General features: G+C 69.2%; 19 protein-coding genes. 9 read left to right on the top strand and 10 right to left on the bottom strand.

The features are described from left to right. Positions 1-22: 22 nt before the first annotated feature. The 3 genes from AC1DMS_RS17635 to AC1DMS_RS17645 all read right to left on the bottom strand — a co-directional run bounded on the left by AC1DMS_RS17635 (position 23) and on the right by AC1DMS_RS17645 (position 1,735). Positions 23-376, bottom strand: coding sequence for a phage holin family protein (locus AC1DMS_RS17635; RefSeq protein ID WP_015867914.1), 354 nt, complete (start codon positions 374-376; stop codon positions 23-25). Between the two features lie 85 nt (positions 377-461). Next, positions 462-926 (bottom strand): hypothetical protein, encoded by a 465-nt coding sequence (locus AC1DMS_RS17640; protein ID WP_018903515.1) that lies wholly within the window; start codon positions 924-926, stop codon positions 462-464. Positions 927-985: 59 nt separating this feature from the next. Beyond that, the gene (locus AC1DMS_RS17645; protein ID WP_018903516.1) at positions 986-1,735 is read right to left on the bottom strand and encodes a TerC family protein; all 750 of its coding nucleotides are present in this window, start codon (positions 1,733-1,735) and stop codon (positions 986-988) included. A gap of 484 nt (positions 1,736-2,219) precedes the next feature. Between AC1DMS_RS17645 and AC1DMS_RS17650 the strand changes: the two genes are divergently transcribed. Further along, positions 2,220-2,684, top strand: a complete 465-nt coding sequence (locus AC1DMS_RS17650; RefSeq protein ID WP_062363969.1) for a DUF3717 domain-containing protein — start codon at positions 2,220-2,222, stop codon at positions 2,682-2,684. Positions 2,685-2,697: 13 nt separating this feature from the next. Next, positions 2,698-3,003, top strand: a complete 306-nt coding sequence (locus tag AC1DMS_RS17655) for a putative signal transducing protein (RefSeq protein ID WP_015867910.1) — start codon at positions 2,698-2,700, stop codon at positions 3,001-3,003. 2 nt (positions 3,004-3,005) lie between these two features. On the opposite strand, the gene AC1DMS_RS17660 is transcribed toward AC1DMS_RS17655, so the two are convergent. From AC1DMS_RS17660 to purB, 4 genes are all read right to left on the bottom strand, one after another. Further along, positions 3,006-3,566 (bottom strand): YaeQ family protein, encoded by a 561-nt coding sequence (locus tag AC1DMS_RS17660; protein ID WP_028254001.1) that lies wholly within the window; start codon positions 3,564-3,566, stop codon positions 3,006-3,008. Positions 3,567-3,600: 34 nt separating this feature from the next. Then, positions 3,601-5,754, bottom strand: a complete 2,154-nt coding sequence (locus AC1DMS_RS17665; protein WP_478181534.1) for a TonB-dependent receptor family protein — start codon at positions 5,752-5,754, stop codon at positions 3,601-3,603. A gap of 66 nt (positions 5,755-5,820) precedes the next feature. Next, complete coding sequence (locus AC1DMS_RS17670; protein WP_478181535.1) at positions 5,821-6,963, bottom strand: PepSY-associated TM helix domain-containing protein; 1,143 nt, start codon at positions 6,961-6,963, stop codon at positions 5,821-5,823. 135 nt (positions 6,964-7,098) lie between these two features. Continuing rightward, a complete protein-coding gene (purB, locus tag AC1DMS_RS17675; protein WP_307593315.1) occupies positions 7,099-8,478 on the bottom strand; it encodes an adenylosuccinate lyase in 1,380 nt (459 codons plus the stop codon). 121 nt (positions 8,479-8,599) lie between these two features. Between purB and AC1DMS_RS17680 the strand changes: the two genes are divergently transcribed. Further along, positions 8,600-9,211, top strand: coding sequence for a glutathione S-transferase N-terminal domain-containing protein (locus AC1DMS_RS17680; RefSeq protein ID WP_015867905.1), 612 nt, complete (start codon positions 8,600-8,602; stop codon positions 9,209-9,211). Positions 9,212-9,500: 289 nt separating this feature from the next. On the opposite strand, the gene AC1DMS_RS17685 is transcribed toward AC1DMS_RS17680, so the two are convergent. Beyond that, positions 9,501-10,118 carry a glutathione peroxidase gene (locus AC1DMS_RS17685; RefSeq protein WP_155736565.1) on the bottom strand — a complete coding sequence of 206 codons (618 nt, stop codon included), beginning with the start codon at positions 10,116-10,118 and terminating at the stop codon, positions 9,501-9,503. Positions 10,119-10,248: 130 nt separating this feature from the next. Here AC1DMS_RS17685 and AC1DMS_RS17690 point away from each other — a divergent pair, with 130 nt between their 5' ends. The 3 genes from AC1DMS_RS17690 to AC1DMS_RS17700 all read left to right on the top strand — a co-directional run bounded on the left by AC1DMS_RS17690 (position 10,249) and on the right by AC1DMS_RS17700 (position 12,584). Further along, a complete protein-coding gene (locus AC1DMS_RS17690) occupies positions 10,249-11,106 on the top strand; it encodes a ferritin family protein (RefSeq protein ID WP_015867903.1) in 858 nt (285 codons plus the stop codon). Positions 11,107-11,146: 40 nt separating this feature from the next. Next, positions 11,147-12,028 (top strand): RNA polymerase sigma-70 factor, encoded by an 882-nt coding sequence (locus AC1DMS_RS17695; RefSeq protein ID WP_018903522.1) that lies wholly within the window; start codon positions 11,147-11,149, stop codon positions 12,026-12,028. A gap of 91 nt (positions 12,029-12,119) precedes the next feature. Continuing rightward, the gene (locus tag AC1DMS_RS17700; RefSeq protein ID WP_307593317.1) at positions 12,120-12,584 is read left to right on the top strand and encodes a carboxymuconolactone decarboxylase family protein; all 465 of its coding nucleotides are present in this window, start codon (positions 12,120-12,122) and stop codon (positions 12,582-12,584) included. A 9-nt stretch (positions 12,585-12,593) separates the two neighbouring features. Here the strand turns inward: AC1DMS_RS17700 and AC1DMS_RS17705 are convergent, their stop codons facing one another. Next, positions 12,594-13,763, bottom strand: a complete 1,170-nt coding sequence (locus AC1DMS_RS17705; RefSeq protein ID WP_478181536.1) for a septal ring lytic transglycosylase RlpA family protein — start codon at positions 13,761-13,763, stop codon at positions 12,594-12,596. Further along, positions 13,756-16,551, bottom strand: coding sequence for a bifunctional [glutamate--ammonia ligase]-adenylyl-L-tyrosine phosphorylase/[glutamate--ammonia-ligase] adenylyltransferase (gene glnE / locus AC1DMS_RS17710; protein WP_478181537.1), 2,796 nt, complete (start codon positions 16,549-16,551; stop codon positions 13,756-13,758). Before glnE ends, AC1DMS_RS17705 begins: the two co-directional genes overlap by 8 nt. 25 nt (positions 16,552-16,576) lie before the next feature. Here glnE and AC1DMS_RS17715 point away from each other — a divergent pair, with 25 nt between their 5' ends. Genes AC1DMS_RS17715 through AC1DMS_RS17725 form a run of 3 tightly spaced genes read left to right on the top strand, consistent with a single transcriptional unit; the run spans position 16,577 to position 23,645 of the window. Then, a complete protein-coding gene (locus tag AC1DMS_RS17715) occupies positions 16,577-20,761 on the top strand; it encodes a YhdP family protein (protein WP_478181538.1) in 4,185 nt (1,394 codons plus the stop codon). A 16-nt stretch (positions 20,762-20,777) separates the two neighbouring features. Further along, positions 20,778-21,593, top strand: coding sequence for a carbon-nitrogen hydrolase family protein (locus AC1DMS_RS17720; RefSeq protein WP_015867897.1), 816 nt, complete (start codon positions 20,778-20,780; stop codon positions 21,591-21,593). Further along, a complete protein-coding gene (locus AC1DMS_RS17725; protein WP_478181539.1) occupies positions 21,594-23,645 on the top strand; it encodes a two-component system sensor histidine kinase NtrB in 2,052 nt (683 codons plus the stop codon). Positions 23,646-23,651: the final 6 nt, after the last annotated feature.

The following is a 23,651-nucleotide window of genomic DNA, read 5'->3' on the forward strand; positions in this document are numbered from 1 at the left end:
GGGCAGCGCGAAAAGCGCCGGTTCAGCCCTTGGAGAGCAGCCCGCCCAGCGCGGCTTCGATCACCAGGCCCAGCAGCGAATAGATCAGCGAGCCGATCAGCGCCGCCACGAAGCCGCTGACCTGGAAGCCGGACAAGAGGCCCGATGCGGCCCAGAACAGCAGTGCGTTGATCACGAACAGGAACAGCCCGAGCGTGACGATGGTGACCGGCAGCGTCAGCACCACCAGCACCGGCCGCACGACCATGTTGAGCAGGCCGATGACGGCCGCGGCAATCAGCGCGGAGCCGAAGCTGGCAACCTGGACACCGCTGTAGAGATAAGCCACCGCCAGCAGCGCCACAGCGCTGAGCAGCCATTTGATGATGATGCGCATGCGGCGCAGGATACCCCAGAGCCCCCAAAACAACGAGCCCCGGGGCGTTGCCGCACCGGGGCTCGTCAGGGACGGGGTTGCGCGGTTATTCGGCCAGTTCGTTCGCAAGCACCAGCAGCGCGCCCATGCCCATCACGGCGCCCGGAAAGGCCCAGCCCGACTGGCGCGCGGGCGCCTGTTCGGGCGTGACCGGCTCCAGGTCGACGCCGATCTTGGGGCGGCGCGCATCGACCACCAGCGTGGCCGAATGCTCGCGCTTGAGCTGCTGCGTCAGGTCGGCCAGCGGGCCCTTGGCCAGCACCGGCGTCACCTGGCCGCCATTGCGCTCGAGCAGCGGCAGCAATTGCGCCTGCACCTTGCTGAACCACTTGGCGCGCCAGTTCTCGCGCGCGCTGTGGCTCACCCACTTGCTGATGCGGTGCGTCATGCGCGGAGCGCAGGCCACGAGCACCCAGTGGCGAGCCACGACGCTGCTGGCGTCGGGGGCAAGCTCGGCGAACTGCTCGGCCGCATAGCCGGCGTCGTCGACGTACAGAATGACCTTTTCCATGGGTGCTCCTTCAAGTAATGAGAGTGGCTTGGCTAAGACCGGGCGCGGGGGAAGGGCCGTCAGCTCGACGACGTTGCGGCTTCGGCCGGCTTCTGGCGGGCCTGGCGCATGGCCACCCACTTGCCGACGGCCAGCACCAGCAGCGCGCCGGCAATGCCTGCGGCGTACCGGATGGTATCGGTCTGCGGCAGCTTCGGCACCCAGGTCCAGGCCGCGGTGTTCGACAGCGCGGGATCGGACACCGCCATGGTGCCGGCAATCCAGCCCAGCAGCATGCCGCCGAGCGTGATGATGATCGGGAAGCGGTCCATCAGCTTGATGACCAGCTGGCTGCCCCAGACGATGATCGGAATGCTCACCAGCAGGCCGAAGATCACCAGCGGCATCTGATGGGCCTGGCCGGCGCCTTGCGCGGCGCCGGCAATCGCAATCACGTTGTCCACGCTCATCACCAGGTCGGCCACGATCACGGTCTTGACCGCGCCCCACAGCTTGTCGCTGCTCTGGATGTTGCCGTGCGCGTCGTCATGGTCGGGCGCCAGCAGCTTGATGCCGATCCACAACAGCAGTGCGGCGCCGACCAGTTTCAGGAACGGAATGGCCAGCAGCGTGAGCGCAAAGAAGATCAATATCACGCGCAGCGCAATGGCGCCGGCCGTGCCCCAGAGAATGCCCTTGGTGCGTTGCGCGGGCGGCAGCTTGCGGCAGGCCAGGGCAATGACGACGGCGTTGTCGCCGCCGAGCAGGATGTCGATCATGATGATCTGACCGACCGCGACCCAGAATTCCGGGGTCATGAACTGTTCCATAGGTTCCTCTTGTCTTCGCGCGGCCCGTCCATCCTGGGCTGGATGGCGGCGGTCCGGCGCATGCGTTGCATTTCGATCCATCCCGTGCGGGTAGGCCGAAGCGATGGCGAAGACCGGGCGATGACCGGGGATTCAGGAACGCTTCGACCAAACCTGCGCAGGTTCAAATCGAAGGTCTTGCTCGACAGCGCGCGCCCTGAGGCACGTGTTGTCCAACAGGCCGGAAGTGTTGTGCTTCGTATTGACGACCTGTCGATGCCGCCGTGGTGCACGGCGGCTGGGAGCTACTCCCCTTCGTGGGGAGAATTAGAGCATTGCAAACCCCGTTCTGGCAACCTCGAAATTACCGAGCTTCAAAAGGAATGCTCTCGAAAGCCTTGTGGCTAATGGCTTTGTCGCTATGTGTTTGGTAGCACATATAACCTTCGACTGACGCGGGACATTGCCGGACTATGATCGCCGGCTCGCTGTTTTTTCTCTCTTCATGGCCGCCATTCACATCACCGACATCGAGGCCGCCATCAACCATTGGCGGGAGAAGAGCCCCTCGCCCGACGGCATCACGCTGGCGCCCGAGTTGCGCGCGCTGGCCGAGGTCTACGCGCTCATGGTGTTCCACCACGAGGACGAGGTCGACGAGGTCGGCTTCCCTGAAAAAGCCTGGGCCGCCTGGCTCGACTGGTACCACAGCACGCCCGACACCCCCTGCATTGCCATCTGCTCCACCAGCCAGGGCGACGACCAGTGCAAGGGCTGCGGGCGCAGCTTCGACGAGGTGCAGCACTGGCCCGCCATGACGCCGGCCGAAAAGCGCGTGACCTGGCGCCGCATCACCATGGAAGACTCGGCCTGGCGCTTCAACAAGTACGCCGAGCGGGCACGCGAGGCCGAGCCGCCGCAGTGGCCGGGCGATCCCGCCGAGCCCCTCGGCCCCGACGACACGCCCTGAAAGAGGCCGCCCCATGCGCCGCCTTGCCCAGGCTCCGAACCTCGCGATTGCCGCGCTGTGGGTGCATGCGCTGCGGGAGGAGGGCGTGGAGGCGACGGTGCAGCGCGAATACCTGGGCGCCGTCATGGGCCAGCTGCCGCCCGACCAGTGCCTGCCCGAGATCTGGATCGACGACGAAACCCAGTTCGAGCGCGCGCAGCAGGTGCTGCATGCGGCCCAGCACCGGCCGCAGCGCAACTGGCAGTGCGCCTGCGGCGAGCGCATCGAAGGCGGCTTCGAGCAGTGCTGGCACTGCGGCGCGATGATGCCGGTGGCCTGAGGCTACTTCCAGCGCAGCAGTTCGACGTCGATGCTGTGGGTGCCGTCGCCCAGCGTCAGCGTGTTCTCCTGGATCGTCGCCTGCAGCTGCATGCTGCGCTGCGCGAGCGCGGCCAGCGCTTGCGAGGCCTCGGTCGGCACCCGGTAGACCTGCAGGTTCTGCGGGCGCGTGAGCTTGTTCTCGATGCCGCGCCACCAGATCTCGGCGGCGTGGTTGAAGCAGTAGACGATCACCTCGTCCGCCTTGCCGCAGGCCTTGATGACGGGCTTGTCCTCGGGCTGGCCGACCTCGATCCACAGCTTGGTCTCGCCCGTGAAGTCGCGCAGCCAGACATCGGGCTCGTCCACGTTCGACAGGCCCGCGCCGAAGGCCAGCGTGCCGTCGCCGTTGCACACGTCCTGCAGCTTGTGCGCGTTGAGCGCGAGCGCGACGAGCCGGATCATCATCCGCTCGTCGGTCTCGCTCGGGTGGCGCGCCAGGGTCAGCGCATGGTCGGCGTAGTAGCCGTGGTCGATGTCGGCCACCGCGAGGGCGGCCTTGAAGATGGTGGATTTGAGGGCCATGGGTGCGCGAGTGTATGCGCCCCCACGGGCCGCGTCAGAACGCCACCGAGGCCTGCAGGTACACCGTGCGCGGCTGGCCCACGTACTTGCCGCCGTTGTTGTCGACCGAGCGGTTGTAGTAGCGGCGGTCGAACAGGTTCTTGATGCCGACGGCGAGCTTCAGGTTGCTCATCGAGGGGCCGAAGTCGTACGCCGCGCGCAGGTTCATGGTGGCGTAGCCCGGAATGTTGCCGAGCCGGCCGTTCGGGTCTTCCAGCGTGATGTACTGCGCGCCGTCGTCTGGCGAGCCCGGCGAGCGCTGCTTCGACTGCGCGTACACGTCGGCATTGAAGGTCCAGGGCCCGCGCTCGTAGCGCGCGCCGAGCGTGGCCACCTGGCGCGAGTAGAAGGGCAGGTCGCGGCCGGCAAAGGCCCCGGCCTTGGCAATCGCCTGCGTGTAGGTGTAGGTGGCCGACACCGACAGGCCCTTGAGCGAATCGCTCAGGCTGCCGAGCTGGTAGCGCAGCGCCGACTCCAGGCCGCGGTGCCGCGTGGCGCCCAGGTCGGTCCACTGGCCGACGTCGCCGGTGATGGAGCGGGCCAGCAGCAGTTCCTTGTCGAAGTTGATGTTGAACAGCGTGAGCTCGCCGCTCCAGGCCTCGCCCTTGTAGTGCGTGCCGATCTCGTACGTCTTGGCCTTCTCGGGGTGCAGGCCGCTGGTGGACTGTGCGAGCTGCGCATACTGCTGCGGCCCGAACGACACGCCGGCGTTCGCGAACACCGACCAGCGCTCGTTCATGCGGTAGAGCACCGACAGCGTCGGCAGCACTTCGTTGGAGTCGATCTTCGGATAGTTCGCGCCGGTGACCCGGCCGTTGGCCAGCGTGAAGACGTCGTTGTGCGAGCGGATCGATTCGTAGCGCACGCCGGGCGTGACCGTCCAGTTGCCGAAATCGATGCGGTCGTCGATGTAGACCGCATGGGCGGTGGTGCCGCCCTTGCTCGACTGGTAGGCCGGCTGGGCGAGCGCGTAGGCGTCGAAGCCCGGGCGCGGCTGGTAGTAGCCGCTGCGCGTCGCCACCTCGGAGGCCTCTTCCTTGAGGTAGCGCGCGCCGACGCTGATCTCCTGCACCACGCTGCCCGAGTCGATCAGGCGCGAGTAGCGGGGCTCGAAGGCGTAGGTCTTGTAGTTGCGCGGCGCGGAGGTCAGGCGCCGCCGGCCCGTGTTGGCGCCGGTGCCTTCCTGCTCGAGGTAGCTGCTGCGGTAGGAGTCCGTGTAGTAGCTCAGCATCTCGAACTTGTTCACGCCGTCGTCGTGCGTGTACTTGACCGAGCCGTCGGTACGGCGTCCCGTGAATTCGTCGAACGGGCGGTCCGACTGGAACGGGTCGGCCGCGAACTGCGCGGTGGTCAGCCCGCCCGGCATGCGGCCCTTGCCCTCGAAGTGATGCAGCGTCACCGCGATGTCGTCGGTCTTCGACAGGCGGTAGGCGCCCTTGAGCATCAGGTCGTCGATGCTGGTGTGGTCGTTGCTCCGGCGAAAGCCGTCGCCGTGCGTGCCCGAATACAGCAGCGCCAGGCCCAGGCCGTTCTCGTTGGTGCCGCCGATGAACAGGCTGGGCGAAGTCTTGGTGCCGCCGCCATGGCCCGCGCCTTCCACGCCCACGCTCACTTCGCCCGCGAACTGCTTGGGAATCGAGCGCGTCACGAAGTTGATGATGCCGCCCACGTTCTGCGGGCCGTAGCGCACCGAGCCCGCGCCGCGCACCACGTCGACCGCTTCCAGGCTGCCGAGCGACAACGGTGCCAGCGACAGCTGCGGCTGGCCGTAGGGCGCATAGGCCAGCGGCACGCCGTCCAGCAGGATGGTCGAGCGCGGCGACAGCCGCGAGGTGAGGCCGCGCACGCCCACGTTGAGCGAGATGTCGCTGCCGCCCGTGCCGTTGCTCTCCTGCACCTGCACGCCGGGAACCTGGCGCAGCGCCTCGCGCACGCTGGTGGCGCCGCTTTCCTGGATCTGCGTGCGCTCGATGATGCTGCGCGCGCCCGGGTGCTCGAGCACCTTGGTCTCGCTGGGCGTGCCGAGCCAGTCGCCGGTGACGGTCACCGCCTCCAGCGATTTCGCGCCGGATGCGGCACCGGCTGGCTCGGCTTCGGCCGCCAGGCTCTGGAAGTGATGGGGAACAGCGCCATGACCAGTGCGGCGCACTTCTTTTGCTTGAACAAGGCTTCTCCTCGGATACCAATAGAAATCGAAAGCTGCGGGGCGTCCGGCTCAGGACGTGGTGCGGTTGCCGGCCGAAAGCGCGATGCCGCGGGCCGCGGCCGCCGCGCGCCGGCGCCGCCACCAGAGCCAGATCCCGCTCAGGCCCAGCCCGCCAAGCGCCAGCCCGAGCAGCATGGTGACCGCCTGGTGCACCGGCCCGCCCAGCACGCCGGTGTGCAGCGGATAGATCACCACCACCGCGCCGTTGCCGGCGTCCAGGTCCTGCCAGCGGCGCACCGCCAGCACCTCGCCGGTCAGCGGATGCAGCCAGACGGAGCTGATGCCGTTCGGATGCGGATCGTCGGCCAGCCGGAAGCGCACGCGCATCGGGCGGTTCGGCCTGGCCGGCACCTGCACATAGCCGATCGGCTGGCCTGGGAACACGCTCTGCGCGCGGGCCACCAGTTCGTCGAGCGGGAGCCGCGGACCTGTTGCGGGCCCCTTGGGAACCACGGGCGGCTTGACCACCTCCTGGCCCATGGCGGCGGAAATGAAGCCGCCGAGCGGCCGCCAGGCCATGTAGGCGCCCGTGGAGACAGACACCGCGATCAGCAGCCCGAGCACCGCGCCGCCGGTGCGGTGCAGGTCGAACAGCCCGCGCAGCAGGCCGCGGTTCAGCGAGATGCGCAGCGACGGCGGCCAGCGCGCGGGCCACCAGAGCACCAGGCCGGTGACCAGCAGGAAAAGATAGGCCAGCGCCACGAAGGCCAGGATGCCCTTGCCCGTGTCTTCCAGCAGCAGGCTGCTGTGCAGCTCGAAGAGCAGGTTGTAGGCGCCTTCGTGCGAGCCGCGTCGGCCTTGCTCCGCGCCGGTCGCGGGGTCGAGGTAGAGCGTGCCGTCCCAGGGCCCGCGCACGTACACCCAGAGCGTTTCGCCGGGGCTGCGCGGCGGGCGCAGCGTGAAGGTGGTGTCGGGGCCGAACTCGGCCACGAGGCGCTGGCGCAGCGGTTCGAGCGGCAGCGCGGGCGTCCCCGTTCCCGCATCGGCCGCGCTGCGCGCGACGAAGAGCGCGGGATGCGCTTCGCGGTCGATCGGCAAGGCCACCACCAGCACGGCGCCAAGCAGGGCCGTGAGGGCCAGGACCGGACCGAGCGAAAGGCCGATCCAGCGGTGAATCTTGAGCCAGAGGCGTCTCAGGGATGCGCGCAGCATGGACAACAGGGGCGTCGAAAAAGCCCCGCCTGGTTGTTGGCTGGCGCGCCGCCGAGGGCGCGTTGGCTGAAAAGGGGGCGTGGCACGAAGAAAACAGCCGCCCTCGGGCGGCTGCTGCATCGGCGTGCGGGGAGGCTAGATTCTACTGGCGAGCTCCGCCGCCTTGCCCACGTAGCTCGCGGGCGTCATGGCCAGCAGGCGTTCCTTTTCCGCTTCGGGAATGTCGAGCGAGCGGATCAGGCCGTGCAGCGCCTCGGCCGTCACGGTTTTGCCGCGCGTCACTTCCTTGAGCTGCTCGTAGGCGCCCTGCACGCCGAAGCGGCGCATCACGGTCTGGATCGGCTCGGCCAGCACTTCCCACGAGGCGTCGAGGTCTTCGGCCAGCGCTTCCTGGTTGAGCTCCAGCTTGCCCAGGCCCGTGGCCAGGCTCGCGTAGGCCAGCGTGGCATAGCCGAAGGCCACGCCGATGTTGCGCAGCACCGTGCTGTCGGTCAGGTCGCGCTGCCAGCGGCTGATCGGCAGCTTCTCGCTCAGGTGGCGCAGCACCGCGTTGGCCAGGCCCAGGTTGCCTTCGGCATTCTCGAAGTCGATCGGGTTGACCTTGTGCGGCATGGTCGAGGAGCCGATCTCGCCCTTCTTGAGCCGCTGCTTGAAGTAGCCCAGGCTCACGTAGCCCCAGATGTCGCGCGAGAAGTCGATCAGGATGGTGTTGGCGCGCGCCACCGCGTCGAACAGCTCGGCCATGTAGTCGTGCGGCTCGATCTGGATGCTGTAGGGCTGGAAGCTCAGGCCCAGGCCGAGCGGCGCCGGCGTTTCGATGACCTTGCGGCTGAACGCCTCCCAGTCGAAATCGGGCCAGGCCGCCAGGTGGGCGTTGTAGTTGCCCACGGCGCCGTTCATCTTGCCGAGCAGCTGCACGGAAGCGATCTGCGCGCGCGCCTTCGAGAGCCGTACCGCCACGTTGGCGATTTCCTTGCCCACGGTGGTGGGGCTCGCGGTCTGGCCGTGCGTGCGCGACAGCATCGAGACGCCGGCGAACTGGTGCGCCATTTCGCGCAGCTTGGCAATCAGCCCGTCGATGGCCGGCAGCATGACCTTTTCGCGCGCGGCCTGGATCTGCAGCGCATGGCTGGTGTTGTTGATGTCTTCGCTGGTGCAGGCAAAGTGCACGAATTCGGCGGCGGCCAGCAACTCGGGGCGGGCTTCGAACTTGGACTTGATCCAGTATTCGACCGCCTTCACGTCGTGGTTGGTGGTCTTCTCGATGTCCTTGATGGCCAGCGCGTCGGCCTCGGAGAAGTGCGAAACCAGACCCAGCAGGTACTTGCGGGCGCCGCCCGTGAGCGGCTTGAATTCGGCAAAGCCGCAGTCCGACAGCGCGATGAACCACGCCACTTCGACCTGCACGCGCCGGTGCATGTAGCCCTGTTCGCTCATCAGCGGGCGCAAGGCCGCGAGTTTGGCCGCATAGCGGCCATCAAGTGGGGAGAGGGCGGAAACGGTGGAGAAGCTCATTCCCCGAATTTTAGGTGGCTTGGCGCCGATGCACGTTTGCCACGGATCGGGGCCCGCTCTTTGGCCCTTCCCCTAAAATGACCATGAACAAACGTCATCAATGCAAGGGGAGAGAGCTTTCATGAAACTGATCGGATCGGCCGCCAGCCCTTATGTGCGCAAGGTGCGCGTGGTGCTGGCTGAAAAGCGTCTCGACTACCAGTTCGTGATCGAGGACGTCTGGGCGGCCGACACCACCATCGCGCACTCCAACCCCCTCGGGAAGGTGCCTTGCCTCATCATGGAAGGCGGCGACGCGATGTTCGATTCGCGCGTGATCGTCGAATACCTCGACACCCTGTCCCCCGTGGGCAAGCTGATCCCCCAGCAAGGCCGCGAGCGCGCCGAGGTCAAGACCTGGGAAGCGCTGGCCGACGGCGTCATGGACGCCGGCGTGCTCTGGCGCCTGGAAGCCACCTGGTCCGGCCGCAGCGACGGCGAGCGCAGCGCCGCCTGGATCGAGCGCCAGCGCGCCAAGGTCGAAGGCGGGATCGCCGCCATGGCCAAGGGGCTGGCCGACAAGCCCTTTTGCAGCGGCATCCACCTGAGCCTGTCGGACATCGCCGTCGGCTGCGCGCTGGGCTGGCTGGGGCTGCGCTTTCCCGAGATCGACTGGCGCAGCCAGCACACCAATCTGGCCAAGCTGTACGACAAGCTGATGCTGCGGCCCAGCTTCATCGACACCCAACCATGAAAAAAGGCGCCTCTGGCGCCTTTTTCGTTTCAGGGCGCCGGCATCCGCCGCGCCCCGCCCGTTGCGGGAAATACAAAAATGCTGCGAGGCGCCCCGACGCGAAGGAGGGAGGGAGGGAGGAGGAGAAGAATCGCCTCGGGATTTCGACCAGACTGGACGCCTGGAAGACCTCGCAACATGAAAACTGGAAGGCATGTGCTGCCCTCGTTCGTTATGAGCACAGTGTGCCAGCCCGGTTCCCCCTCCAGTGGTAAACGTTTGTGACCGTTAGTTCACGGTGGCAAGGCCCTCAGCCGCCCGCCGCGAGTTGGCTCTCGATGACCTTGACGAAGGCGCTCTCGTCAGGCGCCGTCATGCTGGACCAGGCCTGCACCACCTTGCCGTCGCGCCCGATCAGGTATTTGTAGAAATTCCACTTCGGCGTGGTGCCCGAGGCCAGCGCCAGCTGCTTGAACAGCGGGTTGGCATTGGCGCCGCGCACCGACGACTTCGCGAACATCGGAAATTTCACGCCGAAGGTGCTTTCGCAGAAATCGGCAATTTCCTTGTTCGAGCCCGATTCCTGTGCGAAATCGTTGGACGGGAAGCCCAGCACCACCAGCCCGCGCGCGCGGTATTTGCTGTCCAGTGCCTCCAGCCCCTTGTATTGCGGGGTAAAGCCGCAGAAGCTCGCGGTGTTCACCACCAGCACCACCTTGCCCGCGTACTGGCACAGCGATTGGGGTTTTTCGTCCTGCAGCCGCGGGAAGGTGTGCTGCAGGGTGGACGGGCAGGCCGCAGCGGCGGTGCCGTCGGCCGGGGCGGATGGGGCGGCTGTGGGGCTGGGAGACGAGCTGGGAGAGGGGGCCTGTGCGACCGCTGTGCCAGCGGCAAGAAGGCATGCGGCCAGGGCGGCAGGGATTCGCATAAGGGGGCTCCTGAAGACAAAAAAGTGTGCATTTCGCGCCATAAGACCGCGCTTATGCACACATCATCGCGCGTCTGTCATGGGTGCGCCAAACGAGCCGACTAAAATCGACGGCCTTAGAAAGACTTTGATGCTTTATCCGGAACTCTTCAGACAACTCGAATCTGTCCGCTGGGACATGGACAAGGACATTCCCTGGCAGTCGTTCGATGCTTCGCTGCTGTCCGAAGAGCAGGCGCAGACCATCAAGATGAACGCCATCACCGAGTGGGCGGCACTGCCGGCCACCGAGATGTTCCTGCGCGACAACCGCCACGATAGCGATTTTTCGGCTTTCATGTCGATCTGGTTCTTCGAGGAGCAGAAGCACTCGCTGGTGCTCATGGAGTACCTCAAGCGCTTCAGCCCCCAGCATGCGCCCACCGAGCAGGAGCTGCACGAAGTGCGCTTCGACTTCGACCCGGCCCCGCCGCTCGAAACCCTGATGCTGCATTTCTGCGGCGAAATCCGCCTCAACCACTGGTACCGCCGTGCCGCCCAGTGGCACACCGAGCCGGTCATCAAGCACATCTACACCACGCTGAGCCAGGACGAGGCCCGCCACGGCGGCGCCTACCTGCGCTACATGAAGCGCGCCATGGAAAAGTTCGGCGACGAGGCGCGCGCCGCCTTCACCAAGGTCGGCGTGCTGATGGCCAGCGCGCGGCGCACCGCCCAGGCGCTGCACCCGACCAACCTGCACGTCAACAAGGCGCTGTTCCCCAACGACACCATCCAGAGCCGCATGCCCGATCCCGACTGGCTCGAGCATTGGCTGGACAAGCAGATCAAGTTCGACGCGGTCTGGGAAAGCAAGGTCGGCGAGCGCATCCTGCACAACCTGAGCCTCCTGATGAACCGCAGCTTCAAGACGGTGCAGGAGCTCAACCGCTACCGCAAGGAACTGGCCGCCACACTCGGCCCCAGGCCCGAGTACCAGGGCGCATAAGCGCCTGTCACAAACCCGGTGGGTCGCCCGTCTTGTGAGCATGGACGATCCCACCCTCGCCTTCAACAGCCACCGCAGCCGCCTGCAGGGCATCGCCTACCGCATGCTCGGCTCCGTCGCGGAAGCCGAAGAGGTGGTGCAGGACGCCTGGCTGCGCTGGCACGAGGCCGACAAGGCCGCCCTCGGTAGCGCCGAAGCCTGGCTGGTCACCGTCGTCACCCGTCTTTCGATCGACCGGCTGCGCGCGGCCAAGGTGCAGCGCGAGCACTACATCGGCGCCTGGATGCCCGAGCCCACGCTGACCGGCGGGCCGGACACCCCGGAGCAGCTGCTCGAACGCGCCGACAACATCTCCGTCGCCTTCCTGGCCGTGCTCGAGCGCCTGGCGCCCGAGGCGCGCGCCGCCTTCCTGCTGCGCGAAGTGTTCGATGCCGACTACGACGAGGTGGCCCGCACCCTCGGCAAGAGCGAAGCCGCCTGCCGGCAGCTGGTGCACCGCGCCAAGGCGCAGGTGCAGGAGGCGCGCCCGCGCTTCCAGGTGCCGCGCGAAACCCACCAGCGCCTGCTGCGCGCCTTTGCCGATGCGGCCGCACGCGGCAGCCTGCAGGAGCTGAAGGCGCTGATGGCGGAAGACGTGGAGCTCATCGGCGACGGCGGCGGCAAGGTGCAGAGCTTCAGCAAGGTCCTGCGCGGCAGCCAGCGGCTCGCGCAGCTGTACTTCGCGCTCTGGCGCCGCATGGGCGCCGCGGTGCGCATGGAACTGGTGGAGCTCAACGGCGAGCCGGGGCTGTTGCGCTTTCTGGATGGTGAGCTCGAATCGGCCCAGACCTTCGAGATCGAGGACGAGCGCATCGTGCGCGTGCGCGTGCAGCGCAATCCCGACAAGCTCGCGCGCATCGCGCAGCTCTATTCGCTGAAATAGTTTTCCGGCGGCGTGTCACAGGGCCGATGGCTGGCCCGTCTTCAACAGGTAGCAAGCAGATTTTTCATCTCAACCACCTGGAGTACGCGCCATGAGCACCACCACCCCTCGCCTCGCCTGGTTCAAGATCGCCCCCAAGGCCTTCCAGGCCATGATCGCCGTCAACGGCGCCATCGAATCGTCCAGCCTCGGCAAGGTGCTGATCGACCTCGTCTTTGCCCGCGTCTCGCAGATCAACGGCTGCGCCTACTGCCTCGACATGCACGTGCGCGACCTGCGCCAGCAGGGCGAGGACTGGCAGCGCATCAACAGCCTGGCCACCTGGCGCGAAGTGAGCTTCTTCAGCGAGCGCGAACGCGCGGCGCTGGACTGGGCCGAAACGCTGACGCGCCTGCCGGGCCACCACGAAGCCCGCGACGCCGAGTTCGAAGCGCTCCAGGCGCATTTCAGCGAACTCGAGATCGTCGAACTCTCGATCGCGATTGCGCAGATCAACGCGTGGAACCGCATGGGTGTGGGCATGCGCCTGCCGGTGGCGGCCAAGGCGATGCCCTGAGGCCTTGAATCAGCGGCGCTCGACCACCATCGGCGCGATGCGCAGGCTCTCGCGCAGCTGCGTGACGGCCTCGCCGGCTTCGCTGCGCGAGGCGAAGGGCCCGGCCTGCAGGCGGTGCGTGCCGGCTTCGCTGAACACGCGCAGCTGCGGCGCCAGCGTGGGCAGTCCGCGCGCGGCCTGGCTGCGCAGGCTCTCGGCGCCATCGCGCTCGCGGAAGGCGCCGAGTTGCACCCAGAAGCCCGCGGCCGCGGCCGCGGGCGAGGAGGAGGGCGCAGAGTCCTGCGATGCGGCGGCCCGCGGCGCCGGCGGTGGCGCGGTGAGCGGCGCCATCGGCGGCAGGTCGCTGACCATGATCGGCTGGCGCGGCGATGCGGCCTCCGGCTCGGGCGCCGGTGCGGCCTGCGCGACCCGGTCGTCGGGCGCCGTGGATGCCATGGGCGTTTGCGGCGCGACCGGCGTCGCCGAGGCCGGTGCTGCAGCGTTCATCGCCACCGGCGCCACCCAGGCCGAGGGCACGGCCACCGGCGCGGCCGCCACGCGCTGGGGCTGCGGCGGCGCCTGCGAGGCCGAGGCATAGGCCGTCCCCGCATCGCGCCGCCATGCGCCCGTGCGGATGTCCTCGTTCGTGATGCGCTCGATCTCCACCGGCGCCACGCCGCGCAGCAGGTCGAGCTTGAGCGCCGCCGTGTAGCTCAGGTCGATGATGCGGCCGTCGACAAAAGGCCCGCGGTCGTTCACCCGCACGATCACCTCGCGCCCGTTGGCCGGGTTGCGCACCCGCACGTAGCTGGGCAGCGGCAGCGTCTTGTGCGCGGCCGTCATGGCGTACATGTCGTAGGGCTCGCCGCTGGCGGTCGAGGCGCTGTGGAACTTGCGGCCGTACCACGAGGCAATGCCCGATTCGCGGAACGGCCGGTCGTCGGTGATCGGCTGGTAGGCCCGGCCCAGCACCGTGTAGGGCTTGCTGGTGCCGCCGCTGCCGCGGATGGCTTCGATGCGGGGCTCGGCGTCGGGCACGCGGTCCAGGTCGGACGGGATGTTGCTGCCCGGGCCGTCGCGGCCGCTCAGTGCGCCGCCGCCGCTGCGCGTGCCGCTCGCGCAGCCCGCAAGGAGGACGGCGACGGCCACCGCGCAGGCCGCCAGCGCGGGGGTGGAAAAGGAGAGTGCGCGCTCAGCCAAATACCGCCTTCCATAGCGCCAGCATGGCGTCGCGCTCGGCGGCCAGTGCGGGCGGGGTGACCTGGGTCGGTTCTTCGTTGAGGCGCGCGCGGTGCTGCACGCGGCGCAGTTCGCGGTACGCCGCGGCGGCGTTGCGGCCAACGCCGGCGGGCAGCAGGCCGGCCTCTTCAGCGCGCAGCAGCAGCGCGATGTTGCCGACGTTGGGAACCAGCTCCGGATGCTCGCCCGAGGCCGACAGCACCAGGAACTGCACCGCGAACTCGGCATCGACCATGCCGCCGGGGCTGTGCTTGACGTCGAAGCGATCGGCCTTCACCGGCCGCGCGCCGCGCAGCTTGTTGCGCATGGCGATGATCTCGGCCTTGAGCGCCTCGCGGTCGCGCGGCGCCACCAGCACGGCCTCGCGCACCTGGTCGAAGCGCGTGCCGAGCTCGGTGCTGCCGAGCACGAAGCGCGCACGGGTCATGGCCTGGTGCTCCCAGGTCCATGCCGTATTGCTGCCGCGTCCGAGCTGGTAGCGCTCGTAGGCTTCGAAACTCGTGGTCAGCAGGCCCGAATTGCCGTTCGGCCGCAGGGCGGTGTCGATCTCGAACAGGTCGCCTTCGCGCGTCTTCACAGTGAGCCAGTTGATCAGCTTGCGCACGTAGGCTGCATAGACCTCTCCCGCGCGCTCGTCGTCGTCCTCGTAGACGAACACGATGTCGAGGTCGCTGCCGTAGCCCAGTTCCTTTCCTCCGAGCTTGCCGTAGCCGATGATGGCGAACTGCGGCAGCTCGCGGTGCCTGTTGCGCACGTGCGGCCAGCACCAATGGGCGGTCACGCGCAGCGTGATGTCGGCCAGCGCGCTCAGGTCGTCGGCCACCTGTTCCACCGTGAGCCGCCCGTCCACGTCGCGCGCCAGCGTGCGGAACACCTCGGCGTGGTGGGCGTGGCGCAGCAGGTTCAGCAGGCGCTCCTCGTCGGCTTCGCCGGTGCGGCTGAGCGAGGCGTGGCGCGCCTCGAGCTCGCGCTCGAACTCGGCCGCCATGAAACGGCCCGAGAGCATTTCGTCGCTCGCGAGCTCGTCGATCACGCCCGGATGCTGCATCAGGTAGCGCGCCGGCCACTTCGCGGCGCCCAGCAGCCGCAGCAGCCGTTCCTGCACCGCGGGCCGCTCGACCAGCAGCGCCAGGTAGCTCTCGCGCCGCAGGAGCGGCTCGATCCAGTCGGCCCAGCGCAGCGCGGCATCGACATGGCGCGGCGTCTGGCCGGGGCCGTCGCCGTCGGGCTCCTTCAGCCACTGCCCGGTGCGCTGCACCAGCTGGCGCAGCCGTGCGCGCGTTTCCTCGCGCAGCGCCAGCACGCGGGGCTGCTCGCACCAGTTGCGGATGCGGTCGGCAAAGGCCGGCGGCAGGTCGCCGAGCAGGTCGGCCAGGTCGGCGGGGGCGGCAGCCTTCTTGCCGTTGCACTTGCCGTTGCAGGGCTTCTCGCCGCCGAGCAGCTTGTCGAACTCCTGCGCCACGAATTCGCGGTGCGTGTCGAGCTGCTCGAGGAAGGGGCAGCAGCCGGCGTAGCCCATGGTCTGCGCGATCCAGCGCAGGTCGTCGTCGGCCACCGGCAGCACGTGGGTCTGCTGGTCGTCCAGGTACTGGATGCGGTGCTCCACGCGGCGCAGGAATTCGTAGGCCGCAGCCAGCGTGTCGGCGGTTTCCTGCGGCATCAGGCCGGCGCGCGCGAGCCGCTGCAGGGCGTCGAGCGTGGGGCGGGTGCGCAGCTCAGGGAACTGGCCGCCGCGCACCACCTGCAGCAGCTGCACGGTGAATTCGATCTCGCGGATGCCGCCGCGCGAGAGCTTGACGTCGTTGGCGCGCTCGGGCCGCCCCGCGCTGCGCCGGGCCGACTGCTCGCGGATCTGCCGGTGCAGCGTGCGCAGCGAATCGAACACGCTGTAGTCCAGGTAGCGGCGGAACACGAAGGGCAGCACGGTGGCGCGCAGGCCCTGCGCAAGGCCGTCCGCAACGATGTCGCGCGGCGCGACCACCCGGCTCTTCATCCAGGCAAAGCGCTCCCACTCGCGGCCCTGCACCTGGAAATATTCCTCGAGCGCATCGAGCGACACCACGCTGGGCCCGGAGTTGCCGTTCGGCCGCAGCGCAAGGTCGACGCGGAACACGAAGCCGTGCTCGGTGACGTCGCCCACCAGCGCATAGATGCGCTTCACGGCGCGCGAGAAATACTCCTGGTTGGAGAGGCGGCCGCGGCCGTCGGCATCGCCGCGGGTTTCGCCGTCCAGGTCGTACAGGTAGATCAGGTCGATGTCGCTCGACACATTGAGCTCGCGCGCGCCGAGCTTGCCCATGCCCACCACCCAGAGCTGCGCGCGCTGGCCTTCGGGGCCGAGCGGCGCGCCGTGCACCGCGTCGAGTTCCTGGCAGGCGTCGCGGCAGGCGACGTCGAGCGCGAATTCCGCGAGCTCGGTCACGGCGGTGGTCACCACGGCCAGCGGCGCGTTGGCGTCGCAATCGAGGGTGACCAGGCGTTCCATCACGAGCTGCCGCACAATGCGCAGCGCATCGCCGACGCCGTCCCCGCGTTCGCGCAGTGCCTCGTAGGCCTTCGACATCGACTCGCGCCGCGGCGCGCCAGGGGAAAGCAATGCAAGCTCGGCCGCATACCTGCGGCGCAGGCGCTGGACGAAGCGCGAATAGGAAGAGAACGCGACCTCGGTCGCTTCTGTCGATGGCGTGGCTGGCAACTGGTTCACACTGGTGTTGGTTTCCGTGGAACCCCTCTGAATGCTGGCGGTCATAATTCCGGACACAGCGCGATCCTCAATGAACGACACGGCGTCTTCCCCTTCACGTCTGCTCAAGATCACCGCTGCGACGGCGCGCTGGCTGCTGGGTTTACTGATCGCTGCATGGCTTCTGCTGGCACTGTCAGTGGTTGTCCTACACGCGTGGATTGTGCCGCGAATCGGCGATTACCGTGGCGCGCTCGAGGCACAAGCCAGCAAGGCCATCGGGGTACCCGTGCGCATCGGGTCGATCACGGCGCGTTCCGATAGTCTCTTTCCCGCCTTCGAATTGCGCGACGTGGTCCTGCACGACGCCCAGAAGCGGGAAGCCCTGCGCCTCGTGCGGGTGGTGGCCAGCGTGTCGCCGCGCTCGCTGTGGCGCCTCAATTTCGAGCAGCTCTACATCGAGGGGCCACAGCTCGACGTGCGCCGCGACGTGCTCGGCAAGCTGCACGTGGCGGGCCTGCACATGGACACCGACACCACCGGAGAGACCCGCGCCGCCGACTGGTTTTTCGCCCAGCGCGAGCTGGTGGTCGAAGGCGGCACCGTGCGCTGGACCGACGAGCAGCGCCAGGCCGAGCCCCTGCTGTTGACCGACGTGCGCTTCGTGGCGCGCAACACGGCCCGGCGCCACGGCCTCAGGCTCGACGCCACGCCGCCGGTCGGCTGGGGCGAGCGCTTCACGCTGCGCGGGCAGTTCCGCCAGCCGCTGCTGTCGGTGCGCTCGGGCCGCTGGCAGACCTGGGACGGCCAGGTCTATGCCGACCTGCCCTACATGGATGTCACGCGCCTGGGCCGCTATGTCTCCCTCGACGCCCGCATCCGCGAAGGCAGCGGCGCGCTGCGCCTGTGGGCCGACGTGAAGCGGGGGCAGATCGTGGGCGGCGCGGCCGACCTCGGGCTCGACCGCATCGACGCCTCGCTGGGCCGGGGCCTGCAGCCGCTGGTGCTGCGTGCAGTGACCGGGCGGCTGGCCGGCCAGCTGGACGAGGAAAAGCTCGAGTTCTCGACCGCCGCCCTGCAGTTCGACACCGCCGACGGCATGCGCTGGCCCGGCGGCAACCTGTGGCTGCAGCACTCGCCCGCGCGCGGCCGCACGCCGGAGCAGGGTGCCTTGCGCGCCGACCGGCTCGACCTGGCCGCGCTGGCCCTCATTGCCGACCGGCTGCCGCTCGGCGATGCGACGCACCGCGTGCTCGATGCCTATGCGCCGCGCGGGCTGGTCGAGCGCATCGACCTGAACTGGCAAGGCTCGCTGGGCGCCCCTGAGCGCTACCAGGCCAAGGGGCGGGTCAGCGGCCTGCGCGTCGCCTSGCAGGCCACAGCCGCGCCTGAAGCCACCCCCGTCCCGCCGCCCACGGCGGCCCGGCCCGGCGGCGCCGCGCCGGCCGCCCCGCGGCCGCATGCCGGCTCGCCGGGCCTGAGCGGCGCCACCGTCGAGTTCGATGCCAGCCAGGCCGGCGGCAGCGCCGCACTGTCGATGGCGCAGGGCACGCTCGAATTCCCGGGCGTGTTCGAGGAGCCGGTCATTCCCATCGACCGGCTTGCGGCCCAGCTGCAGTGGAAGCTCGACAAGGGCCATGCGCAATTGCAGGTTTCCAAGCTGCGCTTCGCCAATGCCGATGCCGACGGCGAAGCCGAAGCCAGCTGGCGCACCAGCGATCCCGCCGTGTCCCGCGGGCAGTCGCTCTACCCCGGCGTGCTCGACCTGCAGGGCAAGCTGACCCGCGCCGACGGCACGCGCGTGTTCCGCTACCTGCCGCTCGAGATCCCCCAGCACACGCGCGACTACGTGCGCGATGCGGTCACCAAGGGCACCGCCAGCAGCGTCGACTTCCGCGTGCGCGGCGACCTGCACGACATGCCGTTCATGGACCCGAAGCAGGGCGAGTTCCGCATCGCGGCCAAGGTGGCCGACGTCAACTACGCCTATGTGCCGCCGGCCTCGGCGATTGCCGCGTCGACGGCATCCAAGGCGCCGGCCTCCGCGGCCCGCAGCGGCGCGCCGGCGCCCGTGTGGCCCGCGCTCACCGGGCTCTCGGGCGAGCTGGTGTTCGAGCGCGCGGGCATGCTGGTGCGCAATGCGCGCGGCCGGCTGGCCGGTGCCACCGGCATCGAGGTGAGCAAGGCCGAGGCGCAGATTGCCGACATGTCGCACCATGCCGCGCTGCTGCGCGTCGATGCGCAGGCCAAGGGGCCGCTCGCCGAACTGCTGCGCGTGGGCGCGCCGCTGGCCGGGGAAACTGGCGAGGTGCTGTCCCGCGTGCGCGCCACCGGCACGGCCGACTACCGCCTGCACCTCGAACTGCCGCTGGCCGCACTCGAGGCGGCCAAGGTCCAGGCCAGCATCGCGCTCACCGACAACGAGCTGCAGCTGGTGCCCGAGGCGCCGTCCTTCGCCCATGCGAAGGGCGTCGTCGGCTTCACCGAAACGGGGTTTTCGCTGGCCGGCGTCAGCGCCAGGCTGCTCGGCGGCGAGGTCCGGGTCGAAGGCCGCGGCCGCTTTGCCGGGCCCGGCCGCGAGGTGGCATTGAAGGCGCAGGGCACCGCCACGGCCGAGGGCCTGCGCGCGGCGCGCGAGGCCGAGTGGCTCGCGCGCATCGCGGCCAAGGCGAGCGGCAGCACGCCCTATGCGGCCACCTTCTCGATGCGCGACGGCGCGCCGGAGTTCTTGCTCACCAGCACGCTGCAGGGCCTGGCGCTGCAGCTGCCCGCACCGCTCGTGAAGGCGGCGGACGAACAGATGCCGCTGCGCATCGAGAAGAAGGTGCTGCAGCGCGAGACCCGCGCGGGCGCCGCCGTTGCCATGCAGGACCAGCTCTCGATGGAGCTCGGCCGCATCGGCGCCGCCCAGTATGTGCGCGACATCTCCGGCGCCGAGGCGCGCGTGCTGCGCGGCAGCATCGGCATCGGCCTTGCGGCGGGCGAGGCCGCTCCGGTGCCCGACAAGGGCGTGCTGGCCAACGTCAACGTCGCGAAGCTCGACATGCCCGCATGGCAGGCGCTGGTCGGCGACACCGCAAGCAGCGCGCCCGAAGCGGCGGGCGGTGCCGAGCGGCCCGAAGACGCGGCCACGGGCTACCTGCCCACGCGCATCGCGGTGCGGGCGCAGGAGCTCGGCATCGCGGGGCGCACGCTGCACAACGTGGTGCTCGGCGGCACGCGCGACGGCGCGCTCTGGCGCGCCAACATCGACGCCACCGAACTCAGCGGCTACGCCGAATACCGCCACACCCAGGCCGGGCGGCTCTATGCGCGGCTCGCGCGGCTCAAGATCGCGCCCACCGAAGCCAGGCAGGTCGAAACCCTGCTCGACGAGCAGCCGGGCACGCTGCCCGCGCTCGACATCGTCATCGACGACTTCGAGCTGCTGGGCAAGCGCCTGGGCCGCGCCGAGATCGACGCCGTCAACCGCGGCGGCGCGGGCCGCGAATGGCTGCTCAACAAGTTGAGCTTCACCATGCCCGAGGCCAGTTTCTCGGCCAAGGGCACCTGGGCCGCCGCGCCGGGCGGCACCCCCGGGCGCGCAGAGCAGCGCCGCACGGCCATGACCTTCAAGCTGGACATCGCCGATGCCGGCGACCTGCTCACGCGCTTCGGCATGTCCGGTGTGCTGCGGCGCGGCAGCGGGCGGCTCGAAGGCGACGTCAACTGGCGCGGCTCGCCGTTCTCGCTCGACTATCCGAGCCTGGGCGGGCAGCTCCAGGTCAATGTCGAATCGGGCCAGTTCCTCAAGGCCGACCCGGGGCTGGCCAAGCTGCTCGGCGTGCTGAGCCTGCAGGCGCTGCCGCGCCGGCTCACGCTGGATTTCCGCGATGTCTTCAGCCAGGGCTTCGCCTTCGACTTCATCCGCGGCGACGCAAAAATACACAACGGCATCGCGAGCACCAACAACCTGCAGATGAAGGGCGTCAACGCGGGCGCGCTGATGGACGGCTCGGCCGACATCGTGCGCGAAACGCAGGACCTGCGCGTGGTGGTGGTGCCCGAGATCAACGCCGGCACCGCCGCGCTGGTGGCCACCGCGATCAACCCCGCGATCGGCCTGGGCACCTTCCTCGCGCAGTGGGTGCTGAGCAAGCCGCTCGCGGCCGCGGCCACGCAGGAGTTCCATATCCAAGGCACCTGGGCCGACCCCAAAATAGCCAAGGTGCCACGATCCATCCTGCCGAACGTGCCCGGCGCTGCCGCGGTGCCGCCCGGCGGTCAGGGCAAGTGAAAACGGAGACCACGCCATGAAAGTCGCAGCCATCCAGATGGTGTCGGCCATCGCCCGCGAAGCCAACCTCGCGCGCGCCCACGGCCTGCTCGCGCAAGCCGCCGCGGCCGGCGCCGAGCTGGCGGTGCTGCCCGAGTATTTCTGCATGATGGGCGCGCGCGATACCGACAAGCTCGGCCTGCGCGAGACCGCCGGCGCGGGCACCGTGCAGGGCTTTCTGGCCGATGCGGCGCGCGAGTTCGGGCTCTGGATCGTGGGCGGCACGCTGCCCATCGAAAGCGGCGACGCCGAGCACGTGTTCAACAGCTCGCTGTGCTATTCGCCCGACGGCCAGTGCGTGGCGCGCTACGACAAGATCCATCTCTTTTTCTTCGACAACGGCAGCGAGCACTACGACGAGCGCCGCGTCATCGCGCCGGGCGCCGAGCCCGTGATGTTCGAGCTGCCCTCGCGCGACGGCCACCGCTGGCGCGTGGGCATGAGCGTGTGCTACGACCTGCGCTTTCCCGAGCTGTACCGCGCGCTCGCCAAGCGCGGTGCCGAGCTGCTGCTGGTGCCCAGCGCCTTCACCCGCACCACGGGCGCCGCGCACTGGGAGGTGCTGCTGCGCGCGCGGGCCATCGAGAACCTGGCCTGGGTGGTGGCGCCCGCGCAGGGCGGCACGCACGAGAACGGCCGCCACACCTGGGGCCAGTCGATGGTGGTCGATCCCTGGGGCACGGTGGTGGCGCAGCAGGCGAGCGAAGAAGGCGTGGTGCTGTTCGACCTGGACGCCGGGCAGATCGAGCGCGTGCGCGCGCAGCTGCCCGTGCTCTCGCACTGCGTGCTCTAGATGCAGGAGGCCGCCCTGACTGTCGCACCGCCGCGATGGGCACTGTCGGCGTTCGCGCGGCTGCGCTCGCTGTGGCAGCGCTGGTTCCTCTGGCTGATCCTGGCCGTGCTGGTGTCGGCGCTGCTGGTCACCGTGGTGTGGCTCGCGGGCCGGCACGAGGTCGAGCAGGTGCAGGCCACGCTCGACCGCGACACCGCCGATGCGGTTTCGGACCTGCGCATCGGCCTGCAGCGCAACGCCCAGAGCCTGCGCGCCACCCAGGCCCCGGGCCTGGACCGCACGCATTGGCCCGAAGCCGCGGCCTCGCTGCTGCGCGAGCACCGCGAATGGCTCCGGCTCGAATGGCGCGACGCCGCGCTGCGGCCGCTCGAAGCGGTGAACACGCCCTACCGCATGCGGCTGATCGCCGAGGACAGCCGCGGCGCCGACCAGTCGGACGTGGGGCTCGCCTGCGCGGCCGCGCGCAAGCTGGGCGCGCCGGCCTATTCGCCGAGCCACTACGTGCCGATCCTCGGCGGGGGCGGCGTCGAGGTGATGGAACTGTGCGTGCCGATCGATGCGGGCGGCTTCCTGGTGGCGAGCTACTCGCTGCGCGACACGCTGATCGAACTGGTCGGCCCCACGCTCACGCGCGGCCAGGAAGTGGCCTTCACCGAGGCCGACGGCACGCGCCTGGTGGCGCTCGGCACCTCGCGCCGCACCGGGACGCGCGTCTTCACCTCGCAGCAGCTGATCGACCTGCCCGGCGCCGCGCTGATGCTGCGCGTGGACGGTTGGCGCGCCGCGCCCGATCTTTTTCCGAACGTGCTGACGGCGCTGGTCACGGCGATTTCGATCGCGCTGGTGTCGGTGCTGGTGCTGCTTGCGCGCGACACGCGCCGCCGGCTGCGCGCCGAGCGCGACCTGGCCGATGCGCTGGCCTTCCGCAAGGCGATGGAAGACTCGGTCATCACCGGCCTGCGCGCGCGCGACCTGCATGGGCGCATCACCTACGTGAACCCCGCGTTCTGCGAAATGGTCGGCTTCAGCCCCGAAGAGCTGATGGCCGGCAGTGGCGAAGACATCGAGGCGCCCTACTGGCCCACCGAGCTGGCGCACGAATACCAGCAGCGGCAGGCCCGCCGGCTGGCCGGCGGCATGCCGCCGCGCGAGGGCTTCGAGTCGGTCTTCATGCGCAAGGACGGCACGCGCTTTCCGGTGCTCATCTTCGAGGCCCCGCTGATCAACGCGCACCGCGTGCAGACCGGCTGGATGAGCGCCTTCATCGACATCAGCGAGCAGCGCCGCATCGAGGAGCTCTCGCGCGCCAGCCAGGAACGGCTGCAGGCCAGCGCGCGGCTTGCCACGGTGGGCGAGATGGCCTCGCTGCTGAGCCACGAGCTCACGCAGCCGCTGGCCGCCATTGCCAGCTATGCGACCGGCTCGCTCAACATGCTCGGGCCGCACGCCAAGGGCGAGCAGGCCGAGGTGGCCATGGCGGTGCGGCGCATTGCCGAGCAGGCCGACCGCGCCGGCCAGGTGATCCGCAGCGTGCACGACTTCGTGCGCCGCCGCGACCGCACGCGCGAGGCGGTGGCGCCGCAGGCGCTGATCGATGCGGTGCTGCCGCTGGTGCGGCTGCAGGCGCGCAAGCTCGGCGTGAGCATCGAGGTGGTGCTCGAAGACCGCCTGCCCGCGGCCGTGTGCGACCGCACGCTGGTCGAGCAGGTGCTGCTGAACCTCGCGCGCAATGCCATGCAGGCCATGGACACGCCGGAACACCGGGGCGAGCGCGTGCTGCGGCTGCGCGTCTCGCGCGTCGTCGCGGTCGGCGGCCCGGGCGCGGAGGACGCCCGCCGCTGGCTGGAGTTTGCCGTGGCCGACCTGGGCTGCGGCATCAGCGAAGAGGTGGCGGGCCGCCTCTTCACGCCTTTCTTCACCACGCGGGCCGACGGCATGGGCCTGGGACTGAGCCTGTGCCGCACCGTGGTGGAGCAGCATGGCGGGGTGCTGGTGTTCGAGCCCAACCGGCCCCGGGGCACCGTGTTCCGGTTTACCCTGCCGAGTACATGATCAACC

It is taken from the genome of Variovorax sp. 05T418 (genome assembly GCF_056396385.1).

Coding starts and splice junctions, on each gene's coding strand:
- glnE (WP_478181537.1), bottom strand. CDS start 16,551: ATGACCGCCAGCATTCAGAGGGGTTCCACGGAAACCAACACCAGTGTG.
- AC1DMS_RS17655 (WP_015867910.1), top strand. CDS start 2,698: ATGCGCCGCCTTGCCCAGGCTCCGAACCTCGCGATTGCCGCGCTGTGG.
- AC1DMS_RS17650 (WP_062363969.1), top strand. CDS start 2,220: ATGGCCGCCATTCACATCACCGACATCGAGGCCGCCATCAACCATTGG.
- AC1DMS_RS17640 (WP_018903515.1), bottom strand. CDS start 926: ATGGAAAAGGTCATTCTGTACGTCGACGACGCCGGCTATGCGGCCGAG.
- AC1DMS_RS17685 (WP_155736565.1), bottom strand. CDS start 10,118: ATGCGAATCCCTGCCGCCCTGGCCGCATGCCTTCTTGCCGCTGGCACA.
- AC1DMS_RS17690 (WP_015867903.1), top strand. CDS start 10,249: ATGCTTTATCCGGAACTCTTCAGACAACTCGAATCTGTCCGCTGGGAC.
- AC1DMS_RS17680 (WP_015867905.1), top strand. CDS start 8,600: ATGAAACTGATCGGATCGGCCGCCAGCCCTTATGTGCGCAAGGTGCGC.
- AC1DMS_RS17725 (WP_478181539.1), top strand. CDS start 21,594: ATGCAGGAGGCCGCCCTGACTGTCGCACCGCCGCGATGGGCACTGTCG.
- AC1DMS_RS17695 (WP_018903522.1), top strand. CDS start 11,147: ATGGACGATCCCACCCTCGCCTTCAACAGCCACCGCAGCCGCCTGCAG.
- AC1DMS_RS17635 (WP_015867914.1), bottom strand. CDS start 376: ATGCGCATCATCATCAAATGGCTGCTCAGCGCTGTGGCGCTGCTGGCG.
- AC1DMS_RS17660 (WP_028254001.1), bottom strand. CDS start 3,566: ATGGCCCTCAAATCCACCATCTTCAAGGCCGCCCTCGCGGTGGCCGAC.
- AC1DMS_RS17645 (WP_018903516.1), bottom strand. CDS start 1,735: ATGGAACAGTTCATGACCCCGGAATTCTGGGTCGCGGTCGGTCAGATC.
- AC1DMS_RS17670 (WP_478181535.1), bottom strand. CDS start 6,963: ATGCTGCGCGCATCCCTGAGACGCCTCTGGCTCAAGATTCACCGCTGG.
- AC1DMS_RS17720 (WP_015867897.1), top strand. CDS start 20,778: ATGAAAGTCGCAGCCATCCAGATGGTGTCGGCCATCGCCCGCGAAGCC.
- purB (WP_307593315.1), bottom strand. CDS start 8,478: ATGAGCTTCTCCACCGTTTCCGCCCTCTCCCCACTTGATGGCCGCTAT.
- AC1DMS_RS17700 (WP_307593317.1), top strand. CDS start 12,120: ATGAGCACCACCACCCCTCGCCTCGCCTGGTTCAAGATCGCCCCCAAG.